Below are 19,368 nucleotides of genomic sequence, written 5' to 3'. Positions count from 1 at the left end.
CATGAACGTGCGCGTGGAACACAGGGAACGACTCGCCGATTCTCAGGTGGCCGCCGTCCTGGCGATGGCCGAGGCCGCGACGGAGGCGGACGGCGTGGGACCGCTCAACGAACAGGCGCTGCTGCAGCTGCGCCACGGCGGTGAGAGGACGCGTTCCGTGCTGCTGTACGCCGGGGACGACCTGGCCGGTTACGCGCACGTGGACCTGACCGACTCGACCGCCCCGGGTGGGGAGCTCGTCGTCCACCCCGCCTTCCGGCGACGAGGTCACGGGCGTCGCCTGCTGCTGGCCGTACTGGAGGAGACGGGAGGGCGCCTGCGCGTGTGGGCGCACGGGGGGCATCCCGGGGCCGAGGCGCTGGCCGCCGTCGCGGGCTTCACCAGGGTCAGGTCGCTGTGGCGGATGCGCCGCCCGCTGACCGTCGAACTCCCCGCCTTCGAACTCCCCGAAGGCGTACGGCTGCGCGCCTTCGAACCCGGCTCCACCGATGAGGAGGCCTGGGTCGCGCTCAACGCCAGGGCCTTCGCCGACCACCCCGAACAGGGCGCCTGGACCCTGGAGGACCTCAGGCTGCGCGAGCGGGAGCCGTGGTTCGACCCGGCGGGCTTCTTCCTCGCCGAACGGCGCGACCCCGCGGAGGGTACGGCACGCCTGGCGGGGTTCCACTGGACCAAGGTGCACGACGGCCCCGAGCCGATCGGCGAGGTCTACGTGGTGGGCGTCGACCCCGCCGAACAGGGCGGCGGCCTGGGCAGGGCGCTCACCCTGGCGGGCCTGGCGCACCTGCGCTCCCTGGGGCTGGCCCAGGTGATGCTGTACGTCGACGAGAGCAACACCGCGGCGGTCCGCCTCTACGAGAGGCTGGGCTTCACCCGCTGGGATGTGGACGTCATGTACCAGCGTCTCTGACGGGGTCGCGGGGCGCCGAAGGGCGCCCCGCGCCTACTCCACCATCCAGTGCAGCGCGTAGTAGGACAGCGCCGCGACCAGTGCCGCCGCCGGGATCGTGAGAACCCAGGCGGTCACGATGTTGCCCGCCACCCCCCAGCGCACGGCCGACAGGCGCTTGGTCGCGCCCACGCCCATGATCGCGCTGGTGATCGTGTGGGTGGTCGAGACGGGAGCACCGAAGCCCAGAGCCGCGACGTAGAGCACCGCGGCCGCCGCCGACTCGGCGGCGAACCCCTGCGGCGGGGTGAGGGCGATGATCCGGCGGCCGAGCGTCCGCATGATCCGCCAGCCACCGGCGTAGGTGCCCAGCGAGATGGCCGTCGCGGCCGAGAGGATGACCCACTGCGGGATCGGGTCCCCGTCGTGCTGGAACCCGCCGACCACCAGGGCCAGGAAGATCACACCCATGGTCTTCTGCGCGTCCTGCAGGCCGTGGCCGAGGGCCATGGCCGCGGCAGAGAGCGTCTGGGCGTGCCGGAAGCCCCGGTTCGTCTTGGCGGGCTGGGAGCGCCGGAAACCCCATAGGATGGCGATCATGATGATCGCCGCGAGGAAGAACCCGAGCACCGGCGACAGGATCATCGGAATGACGACCTTGTCCACGACGCCGTCCCAGTGGACGACACTCGACGAGGCGATCGCCGAGCCGACCAGGCCCCCGATGAGGGCGTGGCTGCTCGACGAGGGAAGACCGAAGTACCACGTGATGAGGTTCCAGGCGATCGCGCCGATCAGACCGGAACCCACGATCACCAGACCGTGGGTGCCCTTCGGGGCGTCGATGATGCCCTTGCCGACGGTCGCCGCCACCTGTGTGCCGAGATGGGCGCCCAGGAAGTTCATCGCGGCGGCCATGAAGAGGGCCGCCCTCGGCGTCAGCGCACGCGTCGAGACCGAGGTCGCGATCGCGTTCGCCGCGTCGTGGAAACCGTTGGTGTAGTCGAACGCCAACGCCACGACCACCACGCCGATGACGAGTGCGAGCGTGAGGTCCACTTAGCTTTCCTTGACCGCGATCGACTCGATCGTGTTGGCCACGTGCTCGAAGGCGTCGGCGGCCATCTCAAGCTGATCGATGACCTCCTTCATCTTCAGGACGGTCAACGCGTCGTACTCGCCGCCGAAGAGTTTGGCGAGCAGGCGGCGGTAGACCTGGTCTCCCTGGTTCTCCAGCCGGTTGATCTCGATCCAGTACTCGTTCAGGTTTCGCATCGAACGCAACCGGGGCATGGCTTCCGCCGTGAGCTCCGCGGCACGTTCCAGGACCTCGACCTGACGGACGACCTCCTTGGGGAGGTGGTCGATCTGGTAGAGGACGATGAGATCGGCCGCGGCCTCCATGTAGTCCATCACGTCGTCGAGGTTCGAGGCGAGGCGGTAGATGTCCTCACGGTCGAAGGGAGTGATGAAGCTCTCGTTGAGCCGGTTCATGATCGCGTGAGTACGCTCGTCACCGGCGTGCTCACAAGCGCGCATTTTCTCGGCCAGGGCTTCCCTGTCCGACCCGTCGCTGATGATCTCTACCAGCAGTCGGGACGCTGTGACGAGGTTGTTCGCCGAGTCGGCGAACAAGTCGTAGTAGCTGTCCTCACTAGGCGTGAGACGCAGGCGCACGTCGTTCTCCAGATGTGCGGGGATGGTCCGCAGAGAAGGGTACGGGTTACCAGCGGAAATGCGAACTTCACCCGCTAGACGCCTACTCTTCCAGCTGTCGCTACCCGGCGTATACCTGGCAACACGCGGGTTGAGTGAGCCTTGGGTGCATCTTTCCGATGACCGTTATGCTGGTTTTGACCCATATTACGTGGAAACTGGTCATCTATGGAGCCGCCCGGGGAGACGGTGATCGGTGCGTTACCGCCCCGACGCCCCAGGTGTCGGCCTTGTAGCCGTCAGGTGATTTCCATCACCCCTGAGATGGGGCCGTCCTCGGACGACGGTTCGCCCTTGAACGGGGGGCTCACCTTCGGACGCCTTCGGGCTGCGGGCCGTCTTCGGACGTCTTCAGGCGGGTCCGTCTTCAGACAGGAGCTCGCCTTCGGGCGGGAAGTCGCCTTCAGACGGGGCTCCGTCTTCAGGCAGGAGATTCACCTTCGGGCGGAGGTTCGCCTTCAGACGGGCGTTCGGTGGAAGTTCAAATACGAACGGCTTGGCGTCGGCCCCCGCTGTCCCTGGTAGCGCGAGCCGTACTTCTCCGAGCCGTAGGGGTGCTCGGCCGGCGAGCTGAGCCGGAACATGCACAGCTGGCCGATCTTCATGCCGGGCCAGAGCTTGATCGGCAACGTGGCGACGTTGGAGAGCTCAAGCGTGACATGCCCGCTGAACCCAGGGTCGATGAACCCTGCGGTCGAGTGGGTGAGCAGCCCCAGCCTGCCCAGCGAGCTCTTGCCCTCAAGGCGGGAGGCGATGTCGTCCGGCAGCGTGACGACCTCGTAGGTGCTCGCCAGCACGAACTCCCCCGGATGGAGGATGAAGGGCTCGTCCCCTTCGGGCTCGACCATCCGCGTCAGGTCGGGCTGCTCGACCGCCGGGTCGATGTGCGGATACTTGTGGTTCTCGAAGACCCTGAAGTAACGGTCCAGCCGTACGTCGATGCTCGACGGCTGGACCATCTCCGGCTGGAAGGGGTCAAGCCTGACCCTGCCGGAGTCGATCTCGGTGAGGATGTCACGATCGGAAAGCAGCACGTGAGGCAACCTACCAACCACATGCCCACCGAAAGCAGGCCCACAGGTGAGCGGACACCCTGAAGTTTCCGCTACAGTAGGGGACGCGGTTCGCCGCTTGCGGGTGTAGTTCAATGGCAGAACATCAGCTTCCCAAGCTGACAGCGCGGGTTCGATTCCCGTCACCCGCTCCACTTACAAAGGCCCAGGTCACGGATACTCTCCGGACCCGGGCCTTGTTTGTTTCCTGAGACGTTTCTCACTCGCGTGCCAGATCCGTGCCAGATCAGTTGATCTTGGCATGGAGGGCCGCCGATCATCACGTCCACCGCTCACGGCGGCCCTCCGCTTCGCGACCTCAGTCCATGATCTGGTGCAGCAAGCCGATCGCCGCGAGCCAGACGGGCACTCCGACCATGGGGTTGGTCAGGAACCCCGCAACGACGGCGATCGCAGACGAGACAGCCAGGATGGTCACCCACCTCTGAGGCAGACGCCCATCCCCGCCGTCCGCCGCCGCTTTGTCTGGCGGAGGCCCCTTCCGTACGCTCATCAACGACGTCCTCTCCTATTACGACTACCGAGGGACGTAAGAGCGGCTCTCTGCGCCAACAGAGAGCCGTTCGCTATTTGGCGACCGACGCGCCGCTCTCACGCAAGGAGCAGTAAAGCAGGGGGACGCTCCCCTACCCCGCTTGCGGAACGCAGGCGAATGTAGGCTTTATACCCTTAAGCTCCACATGACCGATTAGCCCACGGTTGGCTGATCGGCCAGCGGATCACCGCCTCGATCACCCTTGCTCTCGTTCTTGAGTTCCGCCTTAACGATCTCTCCGAGAGCATCGGCGATCACGCGGTCTCTGTCTTTGGACGTGTGGAGATAGATCATCGCGGCCTTGGTGCTGGAGTGGCCCATCCGCGCCATCAGTTCCTTGAGCGAGGCTCCGGTCATCGCCGCCAGCGTGTTGCCTGTGTGCCGCAGGTCGTGAATGTGGATCTTCGGAATCCCTGCTTCCGTGACGGCCTTGGCCCAGACCCTCGTGAAGTTGCTCCGCCGGAGCTGGGCACCCTTCTCCCCGACGAAGACCAGGCCGTCAGGTGCCGGCTCGCTGAACCGCTGGAGGTGCCAGGTCAGGTCACCGATGATGATCTCCGGCAGAGTGATCACCCGAGCGCCCGCATCCGACTTCGGACGACCGGTGATCAGCTCCCCCGTCTTCATCTCTGCCACCGACGCCTCGATCCTGACCGTCCGCGCGCCGAGGTCGAGGTGACACCGTCGTAGGGCCGCCAGCTCGCCCCACCTCAGACTGCCGAACGTCGCCAGGAGCACCAGGGCGCGGAAGCGAGGAGGTACGGCAGCCGCCAGCCTGAAGACCTCCGCCACCGTCAGCACGGGCCGCTCTTCCGGACGCTCCACCCCGGCGTTCTTGATCCGGCACGGATTCTTCTTGATCAGCTCGTCTTCCACGGCGGTGTTCAGGATGCCCCGCAGCAGCCGGTACGCCTTGGCCACCGTGGACGCGCCCGGACCGCCTTCGCCGAGGAGCCTGGTGTGCCACTGCCGAACGTGCCGGGCGGTGATCTCCGACAGGAACCGGTCCCCGAGCACCGGATCGATGTGCAGCCGCAGCAGCCCCTCGTACAGCTGCGCCGTCTTGGGACGAAGCGTCCTCTCCGTCATCCAGGACGCCGCGTAGTCCCGGAAGGGCACCTTCCCGGCATCCGGATCGGTCCATTCCTGGGAACGGATCTCCACCTCCTTGCGGCTCAGCCAGATCTCCGCGTCGGTCTTGGTCGGGAAGGTCTCCGGGGCCGTGCGCTCCACGTTGTCCGGCCCGACGTAGCGCGCCTGGTACCGCCCGGACGGCAGCTTGCGGACGGCCCCGAACCGGCGACGACTTCCCTTACTGTTGCCGCCCATCAGGCAGCCCTCCTCTTGGACGGGGCGACCGGCGCGACGAGCCCGGCCGCGATGAACGCCTCCAGCGCGCTCTCCGGGATCCGGACGTTCCGGCCGACGTGAACGAAGAAGATCCGCCGCTCCTCGATCAGGCGGCGCGGGAAGCGAACCGAGGTGTTCAGCCGCTCGGCCACCTCCTGCACGGTCAGCAGCCGTCCCCGCGCCAGTTCGGGGAGTGACGACACGGCGGGTTCCCGCTTCCTGGTCATGCCGCCACCCCCAGCGTTGAAGTTGCCGAAAGATCTGGAAGGGGTCTGCCGTCCGCTCTGGCCCGGAGTTCGTCCAGTCGAGCGCGGGTTCGTTGCCGGTTGGCCACTCCGCGCAGCAGTCGCACCGGCAGCGGGGTTCGGGTCGGGTCTTTGGCTGTGACTGGCCGCCAGATGTAGCGGTGCGGGTCGGTGGTGGTGTCGTTGTCGGGCAGGCCGAGCATGTCGAGGACCCAGGCGCGGCGGTCGGCCTTGTGGTCACGCAGGGTCTTGTTCGACCACTTGCGCGAGACCAGGACTCGACGTCCGGCGTAGCCGAGGTGCTCGGGCTTGTGCGCCTTGCCCCGGCAGCGGCCCGGGACCATGCCCGCCTTGGCTCCCTTGGGCTGGATGCCGTACCGCAGCCAGTTCACGCAGGTCGGGGAGCAGGGTTCGTAGCGTAGGGCTTCGACCAGGCGGGCGGCGTGGTCCCGGCGGGCCTGGTTGATCGCCGCACGGGTCGGAGCGGCCTCCTCGTCGGCGTCCTGGTCGAGGTCGAGGGTGTCGCCGAGGCTCTTGGTGAGGTACTTGGTCAGGTAGCCGATCCGTTTGTGGGCGTCCGGTGATCCGGCCAGGAGGCCCTGAACGTCTACCTGGGCGCCGAAGCGGATCACGTGTAGCGGTTCGGCCTGGTCGTCGGCGTCGAGATGGTCGAGGGCCTGGTCCCAGGTGGGCAGGAGTTCGCCGGTGGCGGGGTCGAGGTAGTCGCCGGCCTGTCCGTCCGGGTACGGCTCAGCCGACTCGGCGCGTTCGGTCCAGACGGGCAGGTGCTCACCCTCGAACTTCACTTCGTCGACGGGAGGCCACCACACCTGGTGGTAGGTCGCGGCGGCGATCTGCTTGATTTCCGCGCGGGGCAGGGTCCCGCGGATCGCCATGTGCAGGTGAGGCGCGAACCTCTTCTGAGGTTCGACGGTGGCGAAGTACTGCACGTCATACCCGGCGACGCGGCGAAGGTTCTGCACGAACCGGTCCACCAGCTTGGAGAAGTGCAGGGCGTCCCGGGCCGCGCGGGCGTAGTCGTAGGCGGCCGGATCGACGGGCACTCCCTGGCCGGGTCGGATCTTGCCGTAGGAGGGCAGGGTGAGGGTGACGAACAGCGAGGGCCGAAACACCGTGCCGTCCGGGCCGGTGAACGTCCGCCCCAAGGTGGTGTTGCATCGGGCACGTCGAGGCAGGTCTGGGGTGTCCTGGCGGCGCCGGGTGGAGCGCGACCGGCGGGCGGTGGTCCGGGCGGTGAGGTTGCCCCGCATTCCGGCGGCGTTGATCTCGGCGTCGATGCCCGTGATGGCCTGGTCCCAGTCGGTGGTGTCCTGGCCGTCGCGCTCGGCCGCATCGCGTCGGGCCTGTACGTCGGCGCGGAACTCGATCAGCCATTTCTGGTCGTCGGTGGCGAGGTGGGGTTCGGTGACGGGTTCGGCCTCCAGGTGCCAGCCTTCCCGGCACTGGGCCTTGCGCAGTTGCTTGTTGCGCTGGGCGCAGGGTGGGCACTTGGCCTCGTTGGTGGTGCCGCAGGGCAGGTCGAACGGTTCGGTGCGGCCGGTGTGGGTGTCGAAGCGGCGTACTTCGATGGGGCGGATGCAGACCCCGTTGAGTGCGGCGACCTGTACGGCCACGTCGAGGGCCAGCGGCAGCGTGTCACGCACAACGCGAGAGAGGCCGTGATCGGCGCCGTTGGGGGGAGGTGTCATGGGGCTTCCTCCCGGTCGGGGTCGAGCACGTCGGCGCACAGGCGGTGGATGCCGTTGTAGGGGTCGCTGTGCAGGCGCAGATTGATCAGCACCAGGCGCGGTGGGACCGGGGCGCTTTCGAGGTCGAGCAGCCCGTAGGCGGCCAGTTCGGCCAGGGTCCCTTCGAAGATCACTCGCATGGGTCCACCTCCTGACCGCCGAGTGCTTCCAGGGCGCGGCCGGTGGAGCCGTAGACGGTCACCATCCTCTGGATGTCGGTGTCGGAGACGTAGGTGGCGCGAACCCGCACCGGGTCCGGGGAGGTCTCCAGCCGCACATAGGCCACCCCCGCCCCTCGGTCCGGTGCTGAGGAGATGTGGTCGGCCAGGGCTCCCCGATCACGGGCGCCGTCGCCGAGGACCATGTCCACCTGCTCGGACTCGTCCAGCCGGAGGGCGATCTTGTCGGGGAACAGGTTGCGGATGGTCAGTACGTCCTTGCGCGGGTCCTGCAGGGCGGCCATGACGCCGATCTCGACGGCGCGGCCCTGGGTGGTGAGGGTGGCCAGCGCCGCGATCGTCCGCAGTCGCAGGCCCTTGTCCGGCTGGTAGGCGGTCAGGAACGCGATCTCGTCCACCACGATGAGGATGAACGGGTCTTGCGTGGTCGGGATGTGCGCGCGTCGTACTCCGGCGAAGCGGGCGGCGCGTTCCTGCATGATCTTCACCGCCGCTTCCAGCAGTTCCACGCAATGTTCCGGGTAGGCGGCGTAGCGGTCGCCGAACAGGTCCCGGCCGTAGGACAGTTCCATGAGTTTGGGGTCCAGCGCCCAGATCTCGACCTGGCCCGCTCGGACGGCGGGCAGCAGCCCCCGAATGGTGGACCAGATGATGGAGCCCTTGCCCGAACCGGTGGCCCCGGCGACCAGGACATGGGTGCCGCGCACCTTGAGGTGCCACGGCGTACCGTCCTCGCACAGGCCGATCCTCACGGGCCCCACCGACGCCTTTCGAGGAATGGGCAGCGCCCGTAGTGGTGCGGCGAGGGGATCGCGGCGCGGGAAGGTCAGCACGAGCCGCCCCGGCTGGGCGATGCTCACCCGGCAGGAGACGGCGCCGAAGCCGTGGGCGAGGTGTTCGGTGCGGTCGGTCCAGTCGGTGACGGCCTGGCCGGTGAGGATCTTGACGCTGACCTGGTCGGCCCACGAGGTGCAGGTCACGCCGAGAAGGCGGGGAAGGTAGGTGCGTCCGCTGATGTGGCGGGCCAGGCCGGAGATGGTCATCACCGGCTGCCAGTGCCGTTGGTAGACCCAGACCAGCCGCCAGAAGGCCAGCAACCGCCAGCCGACCAGCCGCAGGAACGACTCACGCCCGGCCACCCCCCATCCGGCCAGGACGCCGGTCAGCAGGACGACGACGCCCAGGCCGTACGGCCAGCCGTACAGGGTCCAGATCACGCCGGGCAGCGCGACGGCGGCCGAGGCGATCGGGTGGTGCCACAGCAGCCGCACCAGGGTGGCGACCGTACGCCAGAGGAGGACGACCACGGTCACGATGGCGGGGGTGCGGACGACGGTCGGGCGGAACACCACGGCGGTGTCAGGGGTCGTGGTGACGAGGCTCTGGGCCTCATCGCCAGGCAGCTTTTTGAACATTAGACTGACCTCTCTTCCTTGATCGCGTGTCGGGGGAGAAATCAGGGGCCGCCGCAAGTTGCACCTTCCGGCGGCCCCGCCTTATGCGCTCAGGGCTGGTTGTCCTGGGCGGGTCCGGGTGCCGGGACGATGTCCCGGGCCGTGTTCTGGGCCGCGTGCAGCCGCTCGCACTCGTCGCGGTAGCGGATCGCGGCGTCGGCGATCTCTCGGGCCAGGAACAGGTCAGCCGAGGTGACCGGGCCGCTGCCTGTGGTGGAGACCGACACCTGACCCTCGGCGCCGCTCAGGCACAGGTACGGGCGGACGCCTTCGACGGTCAGCGCCATGACCGACAGCTCGGAGGTGTGGAAGGCCATCTCCAACCGGGCGACGCCCTCGTGCACGGAGGCGGTGAGGTAGGCGTACGGCTGGTGGTTGTCGCGGGCGTTCATGCTGCGACCTCTCTTTCCTTGCCGGTGCTGACGGTGGGGTTGGTGTGCTTGGCGGGGGCGGCCACGGTCGCCGAGACGGGGGCGCGCATCGCCCGCGCCCGGAAGGAGTAGGCCAGTCGCCCGCTGTCCTGGCCGACGTAGGGGGTGACGGTCATGCCGTCGAACTCGACCGGAGTGAACGGCAGGCCCGGTAGCGGGGGCGGGGGCACCGGCTGGGCCTCGGTGAGGATCTTGACGGTGACCGACTTCTGGGAGGCCTTGGCGTCGGGGTCGGCGTCGATCACTGAGACCTGCCATACCGGCAGGCCGGTGGTCTTGTCCTTGGCGTAGACCGTGCGGCCGTTGCTGGACGCGTCGAAGTCCTTGACCTGCTGCACTTCCCCGACCAGGTAGCAGCCGTGCGGGAAGACCTGCTCGAACCCGATCGCGATGGGTCCCTGGATGGCCATAGGGCAACACCTCCTCATCTTGAACGGTCAGCCATCTTGACTGACCAAGTGATGCCATCATTAAGCACGAAGCCCGCTTGGTCAGTCAAGTGAACCAAGCGGGCTTCGGAAGAAAAGTTGGAGCTACCGGATCGGATAGGCGTCCTCCAGCTCGTGCCGGTCACCAGGAAGAACCGTCTCCACCACGACCCACGGCTTGCCCGTGGCGTCGCAGGCGACCGCGTGCACGCTCAGCAGCGCGGCCGAACTCTCCACGTTCAGCAACTCGCGTTCCTCTGGGGCGGGGTTGCGGGCGGTGACGTGCTCGATGATGTGATCAAGGGATACGTCGGCGGCGCTTTCCACGTACCGCCGCACCCCCTGACGCAGATCCGCGTCCTCGGCCAGGGCGGTGCCTTCGCCGACGTCGGCCGTCACCCAGGTCGAGGAGATCTCGCTGGGCTCACCGTCACGTTCGATGAGGATCTTGCGGCAGACGACCGGCGTCGCGGGCTCCACACCGAGGTAGGTGGCGACGCGGTTGGGGGCCTCGACGGAGCCGGCGACCAGCACCTTGCTTGCGACCTGGGTTTCCGCCCGATCGAGAAGCCCGCGGCCGGTACGGGGTTGTCGGCTCGTGGGGATGGCCGGACGGCCCCGGACGAAACGGCCCTTGCCCTGGTGGGTGACGATCCAGCCTTGGTCACGCAGTACACCGAGGGCTTTGACCACCGTGGGGCGGGCCATGCCGAACTCGGCCATGAGGGTGTGTTCGCTGGGCAGCAGGGAGCCCGCCGGGTACTCGCCCGAGTCGATGCGCCGTTCCAGTTCGGCGATCAACTGGGCGTACTTGGGAGGCGTGTACTCAAACGACATTAAAGCCTCGCATTCAACATGCCTGTCTAGCCAAGCAGGCTATCAGCGCAGGTTAAAGATGCGAAGCCCTTCACCGGCAGAAACCCCTCACCTGCAGGCGGCGCAACGTAAAGAGCGCGGCGGGACAGGGGTAACGCTCCCCGGACCCCTCCAAGACCAGGGGACCCCGTCCCGCCGCGCCGTTCTACCGGGCCTGACCGCAGAGCAACGCCTTCCACACATCGTCACCCTTGCGGATCGGCCACCGGTAGGTCTCATGCACCATCCGGGCACCGTTGAAATGGTGCGTACGGCGAACGAACGCCTGCCCACCGGCATGGCACAGCTCATACACCACCGCGCCGCAGTCGCAGCTCCACGCGATCACCCGCAGCCGCTCGGCCTGGCACGGCTTGCGCCACACCAGCCTCATGTGGTCCGGAAGCGGCCGGGCCGGGTGCGGGCTCAGGCACCCGCCCTTCACCGTCACAGCGGAACCCCGCTATTCGGCGCGACTTCGGCGGACGCGGTCAGGCGGCGAAGCTCGGCATACCGGGCCGCCACCCGCTGCGCCGTACCCGCCAGGTCCTCAACCCGCCCGTAGGCGTCCCAGCCCGGCCCCTTCCGCACCACCCGGCCGATGACATCGCGACCGGAACGCCACCGGAAGGTCCGGCCGTCGGTCCACACCACCAGCCCCGACCAGACCGACACCAGGGCCAGGCAGTGCCCGGCGTGCACATCACAGGCGATCCCCAGCCCGGCCAGCTCCCGCCGCAGCCCCTGAGCCGCCTCCATCGCACCGACCACCGGCCCCGGCCCGGCGACAGGGCGGTCATGGCGGCCCATCACGCCGCCTCACTCGCCGACAGGCAGTCCGGGCACGCGACCCGGACCAGCGTCACGGCCTGCCCGTCCAACAGCAGCGCCATCTCAGCACGGGTACGGCGAACCCACCGCCAGCCCCGCCCACGACAGCCCGGGCACCTCTCCTCCGCCGCCCTCGTCGGCGCATCCTCGCCAGTCATAGGTCAAGGGTCTTCACCTGCACCGATGTCTCCCATCCCGGCGCAGAATCCTTCAGGCGGATGGCCTGTATCCCTTGACGGGATAACCACTCGGCGGCAACCGTTGAATACCCGAAAGTCGAGCTTTCAAGGAGATATTCCATATGCCCGCAGATGCGACTGAACCAGTCGTTATCCTGCCGGAAGTATGGCAACGTCCCGAAATCCTGGAAAGTCTCCGAAGTCGGAACATCGGGCAGTTTTTCCGGCTCATCCGCCAGCACACCGGAGCCAGCCAGACCCGCATCGGCATCGCGGTCAACCTCAGCCAGGGCAAGATCAGCGAGATCATGAAAGGGACCGTGCAGGTCACCTCGTTCGAGGTCATCGAACGCATCGCTGACGGCCTGAACATGCCTGACCCCGCCCGCATGGCCCTCGGCCTGGCCCCCAAAAGCCCGCTCCCGACGCCAGACGCCGCACCATCCGGCCAGGTCCCGCTGCCAGAACCAGACGTGCCAACGAAGTACCTCACCACCTTGACCGGCACCTCTAGCCGCCCCGTCATCTCCGGCCTGCGGCACGTTCTCACCGGCCATATCCAGGCCGAGGCCATCATGGGGCCGCCCCTGCTCGTCAACGCGGTCACCAGCCAGATCCCCTTGATCGGACACGTCTGCCGGGTGACACGAGGCGCCGACCGCGCCGAAGCTCTCAATTTCGCCAGCGAACTGCTGGAATTCTGCGGCTGGCTCCACCAGGACCTTGGCGATTTCTCTCAGGCCACGATGTGGACCAACAAAGCCCTGGACTACGCGATGGAGCTGGGCGACCAGCGCGTCATCTCCTACGTCCTCATGCGCAAAAGCGCCATCGCCATCGAATCCGGCGACCACGGCCACGGCCTCGGCCTGGCCAACGCCGCCCTGACCACCCCCGAAGCCCTCACCTCTCGTCTGCGGGCCGTCATCCTGCGCACCCGGGCCATCGCCAACGCCCACCTGGGCGAAGCCACAGACTCCGCCCGCGACTCGGAGACCGCCCTCATCGAAGCCACCGCAGGACTGAGCCAGACTGAGTCCGACCGCGCGCCATATTGCACGCCCGCCTACATCGCCATGGAGACCGGAGCCACCCGTCTCCTGCTCGGCCAGGCCACCACCGCGATCCCGATCTTTGAGGCCAGCCGCTCCCAGTGGACACCCGCCAGCCAGGCCCGCGACCACGCCCTGTTCCTGACCCGCATGGCCACCGCCTACGCCATGGCAGGCGACCGCGACCAAGCCCGCGCCGTAACCGAGGAGGCCATCCCTCAGATCCAGGCGTTGCGCTCCAGCCGAGTAGCCGGCCAGCTCGCCACCCTCCGGATTCAGTTGTCCCGGTGGTCGACGGATCGGGCCGTGGCAGACTTGCTCACCAGACTCGACCTCCTCGCCGAGTCCTTCTTCCTGCCCGCGCCCCGGCTACCAGAAGGAGAACGGTGATCCACGCGCTGCCCACCGCGACCACCACCGAGGAACGCCACCGCAACGCCCCCATCGCCGTCCTGCCCGTCGGCAGCTTCGAACAGCACGGCGACCACCTGCCTTTGAGTACCGACACGATCATCGCCACCCTCATCTGCCGAAAGATCGCCGACACCTACCCCGTCCTGCTGCTGCCCCCGATCACGATCTCCTGCTCTCATGAGCACAGCGCCTGGCCCGGCACCGTCAGCATCTCCGCCCGTACTTTGCACGCCGTCATTACCGACGTATATGACTCGGTTACCCGCACCGGTCCGCGGGCTCTGGTGGTGGTCAACGCCCATGGCGGCAACTACGTGCTGAGCAACGTCGTCCAGGAGGCCAGCGCCGAAGGTCGTGCGATGGCGCTGTTCCCCACTCGGGAGGACTGGCAGGAGGCGAGGGCAGCTGCTGAGCTGGTCAGTTCCATGCACGAGGACATGCACGCCGGAGAGATCGAGACCTCGATCCTGCTGCACGCCTGTCCTGGAGTGATCCGCCCTGGCTACGAGGACGCTGACCACATCGCCGACGACCGCCGCCATCTGCTGACCGAGGGCATGCGGGCTTACACCGAAACCGGGGTCATCGGGCGCCCGTCCCTGGGCACTGCCGAAAAAGGCAAGATCGTCCTCGACTCCCTGACCAGTAGCTTCGCCGACGTGGTAGCCCTGCTGGCCAAGCTCTGAGCATCGGGCGCGGAGCTATCGCGATCACGTAGCGCGGGCACTGCCGAATTGTTCTTATGGGTATCAAGCGCGGCGGCGCGGCGCGCCGCCGCACGGCCCGCCGCCCGAACGCCGCCCGAGCGTGCGGCGTGGGCGCCGGTCTCGGCCGGCGGCGGGACCGCGAGCCGCCCACCGCACCGCTTCCGCGCCGTACTCGACCATCGGCCGCCGCACCGGGGCCGCACCGCCGCCTACTCACTGTCCCCAAGATCACCCAATACCGAGCAATGTTCCCGATAACGCACCCAAACTTCACTGATATGCTGCATTCTATTCTAATGCCGCCCGAATGAGATCTTTCAATTTGTTGAGATCTCCATTATTGGCGGCATCGATCGCCGCGAAATACAAGCGATGGTCTTGAGTAAGTCCACCTCCAATGCCGCGATTTATTAGCTCTCTAGCTGCTTGATCAATCACAAGTCTGGCGAGACGTCCATTTGCGTCAAGAAATGGATGAATTTTCGCAAACTCGTGATGGAATTTTGCCAGAAGTTCAATCACTTTGCTGGCATCTGCGCTTTTTGCTGTAAAAAAGTAAGCGCGTCGCCACCACTGAAGCAATTTAATTATTCGTTCAGGTATTTCCTCAGGTGGCGGTGGGATGAAGATTGGGTTTTCGCTGTCTCCGATCCATACGCGTACTCCACGAATTTGTCCACGAACAGCCCTCGGGAGAGGTGAATCCTCAGTTATGGCACGATGAAGAAGTTGGAGTGTTGCGATATCTAGAGAGGCCATAGGCGCGCTCACTTCACCTACTACATCTTCATTGATTGATGAAGGCCCAGGGTCGTAACCCATGATATTGAGTAGCGACATCGTGCGCGCATAAATAGCATCGATCTTACTTTCAATACGACGCTCATTGGCCGTAAATCTATTGGCCATATCTTGCTGTAACGTACTGAAAAATGCCATCTGTTCTTCGATCGCCATCGGCTGCCGCAAATATTCGAGCCGAAGCCCGTAGCCCTTAGGAGAGTCAAGGCTAGCCCGTAACCGCTCCAGATGATAAAGCTCGTCTAGCGGGCTCCCGAGTTGCAATAACTCGCTTCTCTCGCTGAGCAGCAGCGGCTGGTTCACCATGAATATAAAGGCATCTGCTTTATTGCGAGCAACGCCTAAACGATCATTAATAAACTTTCGCCGTATCTCACTGAAGGAAGGGTGAGTGGGGGGAAAGTACACTGCGGCCACATAAGTATGCCCTAAGCGCTTCGCGAGAATGTCTTTCTTACCATCCGGTCCACCAAGTGGAGCTTGAGGGTCAATGTCGATGTAATCGTTGATGGCAAGAATGCTTGCGCACATTCGTTCGGCATTGATCTGTCCTCCGCGCCAATCGCGCAGATCGGATTCTGTTGACACGATGTATATCTTACCGAAGGTACCCATGGCAGCACAGTGCAAAACGAGATGGCTAGCTGATTGCTTCAGCAAGCATAGAGAAAGAAGGTCTTATCCTGTGAGAGGAGCTAAGCTTGATCACTTACTATCAATTAGGTCAATGAGGTAGTGCGCTCTCACGATCGCCTGATTCCAGCTAATCTCTGCCGTGGTTGGGGGCGATCGACGGTCTGGGGCCTCGTTCCTCAGCCCCAGCCCACCGAGCAGCTGGGTACGGCATGCAGCAATTATGAGGTCAAGGCCTTCACTAAGTGCCGGATTTATGTCAGAAATAGACAGAGGCACTAACTCCGTGAGGAATCACGTTTTGCCCTGTCTGCGGCCCTTTTTCCCAGCTCAACCTGCCGAAATTAGTGGCCGCTTTCCAAGCTGACGATCTTCTCTATCACATCGATTGTTGAGTGATCAATAAGTGATAAGAGCACGTATGATCAGCTTCCGCTGGCCAGATTTTAAACGTATCGTCTTGCTTAACTGGGGGGATCGTTAAGTGAAATTTTTGCCCTCGACTTGACCCAGTAACCAAACAAGTGGTGCTCGTAAAACTTATGTAGCGCATATTTCTTAGAAAGAGAGGAAATAGGATATTCTAGCCCTCAAACTCAAGGTTGGCCTGTAGTGGCAAGTAGTCATCTGTCCGGAAGAAGTCGACGCGGCTCATATAAAGACTTCCATTTCCCGCCTTATCAAGAGTCCCGGCTACGACTACACGCTGCTTTAAATCATGAGATTCGACGGCGTTATGATAATCTGATCCTCTTAAAACCATTTTTACGGGGCGCATTCGACCGCCGATCAATGCCTTGACCTTGACTGTTCCTTCGTCGTCATCCAGGTCCCGTTCGAGGGAACTAACGAATCCATATATCACTTGCTCTTCTATGTGAATATTCTCTTTTAACAAATGCCCCATTTCAGTGATTGCTGTCGCGGATTCGGCAGGAAACTCTAACTGATCGCGTCCTACTCTAGGGGGGGACGCCGTAACCGCCCATCGAAAAGATATATCTAGTTCGCCGGAAGCTGGATTACTTATTAGATCCGCTAACGCGACACAGGTATCAGAGGAAACACCTTGAAGGACTGCTGCGTTGAGTTCCTTCTTAGAAGGCATGTAAGAACGCTCGACGATAAGTTTGTGAATCGTTTCCAGGGAGTCGGCGAGCATGCCGAAAACTCTCCGAGGAAAGGCAGATTTTTCAGTCTCGACACTGATGTATGGATCTTGAGTTCCTGGTAGCAGTACTGGCTGTAAACTGCTAACTGGGCTGATAATTGGGATAATGAAACTCCCTCTTGCTGTGTGGCCCATCCCTACAGAGCGAGCAAAATTGATTGCTCTTTTAGGTCGAGATTTTCCGTGGTGAGATCGTCGAAACAGTGTTGAGCATGCGCCAGCTACGGCAAGGCTTTGAGCACTTTTAATAACCCGCGAAGCTTCCGTTAGAGGGATATAATCCCAATAATTATGAAGCCGTAGCTGGATTACATCATCTTCCGCGTAGGCTAGATCGACGATCAGCTTTTCCGTCGTGGCATGCAGATATTGCGATAGGTCACTTATTAAGTCTTGGAGCCTCTTCTGATAATCGGGCGCTTCAGATTTAAGTGGAATGAGAACTTCGGAATCGCCTTTTTCCCACAGCTCAAAGGTAGGGCGAGGGCGACTTTCGAAAGTAAATCCTTGGGCTTGCAGGTAAGCTCGAAGTCCTTCTGGTGTGACTTGCGGAAGGCTTGCTGTTATTTCCGCCATCTGCCACCTCGTGCTTCTAGCATTATTTGCTCAACACTCTCGACAGTTAGACGATTTTCCTTAGGAAAATGAACCGCCTTCGACGCTTTATTTTTCGTCGGTGCCAAAAGTGTCATATCGGCGTAGTACCCAAACTTTCGAAGAAGAATTCCCTCTGAGGTAGGGGTTATCCATCTACTTATATCTTTAGGAACTTCGACAACAAATAAGTATCCAGGAAGTATTCTATCTGGACCGCAAAGCAAGTTGTATGTGCGCACATCAAGATCAAAAGTAAAATTATCGTCGTCTAATGACTTTAATTTCTCTGTGCATTTCATTTGAACGTCTATGCGCATGGCACGGTCCCGAATTTCGAGATCTACCCCGAACTGGTCGACTCGACTTACCTCGACGGCATAGCCGGCGGCTGATGCAAGCGCCTGGACGTAGGCGATACTGAACCACTCTTTGCGCGCCGACCGGTCCAGAGATCCCACCGGGGCAAGATAATGGATCTTCCGGGTCGATGTGTCCGGTTTCTTATCTTTAAAGGATAACACTACTGTACGTGTCGGTAGCAGCGCTACCATCTTCCGGTCCATCACACGCAGTAGCTAAAGCGAACTCAACTTCTCGTGGAGGCCATGCGTTTTGTGAGGTTACGTTATATTTCAATAGTTTTGCGGTGATTTGGTCACTGTGTGATGCAAGTCATCTATATACCCTAGATGTCTTATTATGCCCGGACTTCCTGCTGTCGACTTCTGAGTTGTTTCCGAGGTGCGACCCCCCAGTGGGCTGTGAAAGATCCGGTATGAGCAGGACGTTCCTCTGTGGACCCACTGGTCCTGGGCTCAAACGTAACAAGTTCTGTCTCGCGGGATATGTGCGGGATGATCTTCTATGCTCTAGGTCCTAGAAGATGCTCCCACCCTGGTCAGAAGACCTGTCGTTACCCGGAACGCAGTGCTCTTGAAAACCGCTACTGGAGCGGCACCACCCTTACGATCGCCTTGCGGTGGTTGATCACCGTGCAGGGTTGGGGGCGATCGACGGTCCGGGACTTCGTTCCTCAGCCCCGGCCCACTGAGCAGCCGGGTACAGCACCGCAGCAAGGAATGCGGTCAGCATCATGATCACGTGCCAGTTCCGTGCCAGAACAGGCGGGGAGCCCCGGTCGCTCACGGGGACTCAGGGGCAGCAACGCCCCATCTACCTGCACCCCCATTCTCCCAGCTCAGTCCACCAACGCCAGCAGCCGATTCCCAAGCTGACAGCGCGGGTTCGATTCCCGTCACCCGCTCCACTCCTAAAGGCCCGGGTCAGGGATGGATTTCCGATCTGGGCCTTCGTTGTTTCCTGAGACGTTGGTTGCGTCCGGCGGCGCCCCGGGCCGTAACCGCACCGCGCACTCGCCGTACCCAACGCACTCTCCGACTCCAGCGGCACGCCGCCGCCCGCACCTCAAGCCCAGGCAAGCCACCTCAGCGGCAGACCAGCGTTATCGACCCCGCGCCCGTTGTACCGCAGGCCCGAGGCCCATCCGAGCAGGAACTCCGTCATGCTCTCGTAGACCGGCCCCAGCTCCAGATCAAGGCGGTAGAGCACGAGTACCGGCCATTCCTCCGGCTCGCCCACGGTCAGCCACCCGAACGTCTCACCGTCGATCGTGCTGCCCCAGGCGACGAAGCCACCGGGCTCCGGCCACATCGCCAGCGGGTAATCCTCGGGCGAGTCATCACGCAAGTCACGGTACTCCTCCCCCCACAAGGCCAGATCCCACTCGCCTTCCTTGGGCGGTTCTCTGGGGTCGTAGATCGCCATCCACCGGGCGAACTCGCAACGGCCGTAGCGTTCGATGAAGGCCATGTAGTCGGCGGGAAACCTGACCCCCGTGTCAGCGGTCAGCTCTTCCCAGCTTCCGGTGCCGAAGACCGGCTCAGCGGGCGGGGGAACCAGAGCGATAAGACGGTCAAGCGCACTCTGATCGTCACTCATGATCCGACTGTCTCCGGCGGGGCACTTGTCAACGACGGCTGAATCTTGACCCTCTGACGTCGCCTGAATTCTGACCCCCTGATGTGCTTGATCGTTACTGATCGCTGCTGTGACCCGCCGC

General features: G+C 63.7%; 21 protein-coding genes and 1 tRNA gene. 4 read left to right on the top strand and 18 right to left on the bottom strand.

Features of this window, described 5'->3' with window-relative positions; all coding sequences use genetic code 11:
• Position 1 precedes the first annotated feature (1 nt).
• The gene (gene mshD / locus ABZ463_RS29740) at positions 2-910 is read left to right on the top strand and encodes a mycothiol synthase (RefSeq protein WP_352014612.1); all 909 of its coding nucleotides are present in this window, start codon (positions 2-4) and stop codon (positions 908-910) included.
• Positions 911-943: 33 nt separating this feature from the next.
• On the opposite strand, the gene ABZ463_RS29735 is transcribed toward mshD, so the two are convergent.
• The 3 genes from ABZ463_RS29735 to dcd all read right to left on the bottom strand — a co-directional run bounded on the left by ABZ463_RS29735 (position 944) and on the right by dcd (position 3,639).
• Positions 944-1,948 (bottom strand): inorganic phosphate transporter, encoded by a 1,005-nt coding sequence (locus tag ABZ463_RS29735; RefSeq protein WP_352014611.1) that lies wholly within the window; start codon positions 1,946-1,948, stop codon positions 944-946.
• Positions 1,949-2,566 carry a DUF47 family protein gene (locus tag ABZ463_RS29730; RefSeq protein ID WP_352014610.1) on the bottom strand — a complete coding sequence of 206 codons (618 nt, stop codon included), beginning with the start codon at positions 2,564-2,566 and terminating at the stop codon, positions 1,949-1,951. It abuts the gene before it with no gap.
• A gap of 497 nt (positions 2,567-3,063) precedes the next feature.
• Entirely contained in the window at positions 3,064-3,639 is a 576-nt protein-coding gene (dcd, locus tag ABZ463_RS29725; protein WP_352014609.1) for a dCTP deaminase, read from the bottom strand.
• A 99-nt stretch (positions 3,640-3,738) separates the two neighbouring features.
• Between dcd and ABZ463_RS29720 the strand changes: the two genes are divergently transcribed.
• Positions 3,739-3,812, top strand: a tRNA-Gly gene (locus ABZ463_RS29720).
• Positions 3,813-4,366: 554 nt separating this feature from the next.
• Here the strand turns inward: ABZ463_RS29720 and ABZ463_RS29715 are convergent.
• The 11 genes from ABZ463_RS29715 to ABZ463_RS29665 form a co-directional block, all read right to left on the bottom strand.
• Positions 4,367-5,542 (bottom strand): site-specific integrase, encoded by a 1,176-nt coding sequence (locus ABZ463_RS29715; protein ID WP_362781142.1) that lies wholly within the window; start codon positions 5,540-5,542, stop codon positions 4,367-4,369.
• Entirely contained in the window at positions 5,542-5,790 is a 249-nt protein-coding gene (locus ABZ463_RS29710; RefSeq protein ID WP_362781140.1) for an excisionase family DNA-binding protein, read from the bottom strand. The genes ABZ463_RS29715 and ABZ463_RS29710 overlap by 1 nt, the downstream gene beginning before the upstream one ends.
• Positions 5,787-7,517 (bottom strand): replication initiator, encoded by a 1,731-nt coding sequence (locus ABZ463_RS29705; RefSeq protein ID WP_362781138.1) that lies wholly within the window; start codon positions 7,515-7,517, stop codon positions 5,787-5,789. Before ABZ463_RS29705 ends, ABZ463_RS29710 begins: the two co-directional genes overlap by 4 nt.
• Complete coding sequence (locus tag ABZ463_RS29700; protein WP_362781136.1) at positions 7,514-7,696, bottom strand: hypothetical protein; 183 nt, start codon at positions 7,694-7,696, stop codon at positions 7,514-7,516. Before ABZ463_RS29700 ends, ABZ463_RS29705 begins: the two co-directional genes overlap by 4 nt.
• Positions 7,687-9,150: an FtsK/SpoIIIE domain-containing protein gene (locus tag ABZ463_RS29695; RefSeq protein ID WP_362781134.1), complete on the bottom strand. Its 1,464-nt coding sequence runs from the start codon at positions 9,148-9,150 to the stop codon at positions 7,687-7,689. Before ABZ463_RS29695 ends, ABZ463_RS29700 begins: the two co-directional genes overlap by 10 nt.
• Positions 9,151-9,239: 89 nt before the next feature.
• Positions 9,240-9,581 (bottom strand): hypothetical protein, encoded by a 342-nt coding sequence (locus ABZ463_RS29690; protein ID WP_362781132.1) that lies wholly within the window; start codon positions 9,579-9,581, stop codon positions 9,240-9,242.
• On the bottom strand, positions 9,578-10,030 hold the full coding sequence (locus ABZ463_RS29685) for a plasmid replication, integration and excision activator (protein ID WP_362781130.1): 453 nt from the start codon (positions 10,028-10,030) through the stop codon (positions 9,578-9,580). The genes ABZ463_RS29690 and ABZ463_RS29685 overlap by 4 nt, the downstream gene beginning before the upstream one ends.
• Before the next feature lie 123 nt (positions 10,031-10,153).
• Entirely contained in the window at positions 10,154-10,885 is a 732-nt protein-coding gene (locus ABZ463_RS29680; RefSeq protein ID WP_362781128.1) for a GntR family transcriptional regulator, read from the bottom strand.
• A gap of 184 nt (positions 10,886-11,069) precedes the next feature.
• Entirely contained in the window at positions 11,070-11,354 is a 285-nt protein-coding gene (locus ABZ463_RS29675; protein ID WP_362781126.1) for a hypothetical protein, read from the bottom strand.
• Positions 11,351-11,713, bottom strand: a complete 363-nt coding sequence (locus ABZ463_RS29670; protein ID WP_362781124.1) for a hypothetical protein — start codon at positions 11,711-11,713, stop codon at positions 11,351-11,353. The genes ABZ463_RS29675 and ABZ463_RS29670 overlap by 4 nt, the downstream gene beginning before the upstream one ends.
• The gene (locus ABZ463_RS29665) at positions 11,713-11,892 is read right to left on the bottom strand and encodes a hypothetical protein (protein ID WP_362781121.1); all 180 of its coding nucleotides are present in this window, start codon (positions 11,890-11,892) and stop codon (positions 11,713-11,715) included. Before ABZ463_RS29665 ends, ABZ463_RS29670 begins: the two co-directional genes overlap by 1 nt.
• A gap of 143 nt (positions 11,893-12,035) precedes the next feature.
• Here ABZ463_RS29665 and ABZ463_RS29660 point away from each other — a divergent pair, with 143 nt between their 5' ends.
• Together ABZ463_RS29660 and ABZ463_RS29655 are read left to right on the top strand one after the other, a co-directional pair.
• Positions 12,036-13,355 carry a helix-turn-helix domain-containing protein gene (locus ABZ463_RS29660; protein ID WP_362781118.1) on the top strand — a complete coding sequence of 440 codons (1,320 nt, stop codon included), beginning with the start codon at positions 12,036-12,038 and terminating at the stop codon, positions 13,353-13,355.
• Positions 13,352-14,065 carry a creatininase family protein gene (locus ABZ463_RS29655; protein WP_362781115.1) on the top strand — a complete coding sequence of 238 codons (714 nt, stop codon included), beginning with the start codon at positions 13,352-13,354 and terminating at the stop codon, positions 14,063-14,065. Before ABZ463_RS29660 ends, ABZ463_RS29655 begins: the two co-directional genes overlap by 4 nt.
• Before the next feature lie 309 nt (positions 14,066-14,374).
• On the opposite strand, the gene ABZ463_RS29650 is transcribed toward ABZ463_RS29655, so the two are convergent.
• The 4 genes from ABZ463_RS29650 to ABZ463_RS29635 all read right to left on the bottom strand — a co-directional run bounded on the left by ABZ463_RS29650 (position 14,375) and on the right by ABZ463_RS29635 (position 19,247).
• Positions 14,375-15,475 (bottom strand): Fic family protein, encoded by a 1,101-nt coding sequence (locus ABZ463_RS29650; RefSeq protein WP_362781112.1) that lies wholly within the window; start codon positions 15,473-15,475, stop codon positions 14,375-14,377.
• Between the two features lie 628 nt (positions 15,476-16,103).
• Positions 16,104-17,267, bottom strand: a complete 1,164-nt coding sequence (locus ABZ463_RS29645) for a hypothetical protein (protein ID WP_362781110.1) — start codon at positions 17,265-17,267, stop codon at positions 16,104-16,106.
• On the bottom strand, positions 17,255-17,746 hold the full coding sequence (locus ABZ463_RS29640; protein ID WP_362781107.1) for a DUF4365 domain-containing protein: 492 nt from the start codon (positions 17,744-17,746) through the stop codon (positions 17,255-17,257). The genes ABZ463_RS29645 and ABZ463_RS29640 overlap by 13 nt, the downstream gene beginning before the upstream one ends.
• 967 nt (positions 17,747-18,713) lie before the next feature.
• Entirely contained in the window at positions 18,714-19,247 is a 534-nt protein-coding gene (locus ABZ463_RS29635) for an SMI1/KNR4 family protein (RefSeq protein WP_362781105.1), read from the bottom strand.
• Between the last annotated feature and the right edge of the window lie 121 nt (positions 19,248-19,368).

The sequence above is a fragment of the Streptosporangium sp. NPDC020145 genome (assembly GCF_040631275.1).
Classification (GTDB): Bacteria; Actinomycetota; Actinomycetes; order Streptosporangiales; family Streptosporangiaceae; genus Streptosporangium.
Note: the sequence above shows the minus strand (reverse complement) of the source record. Positions and strands in the feature narration are given on the sequence as shown.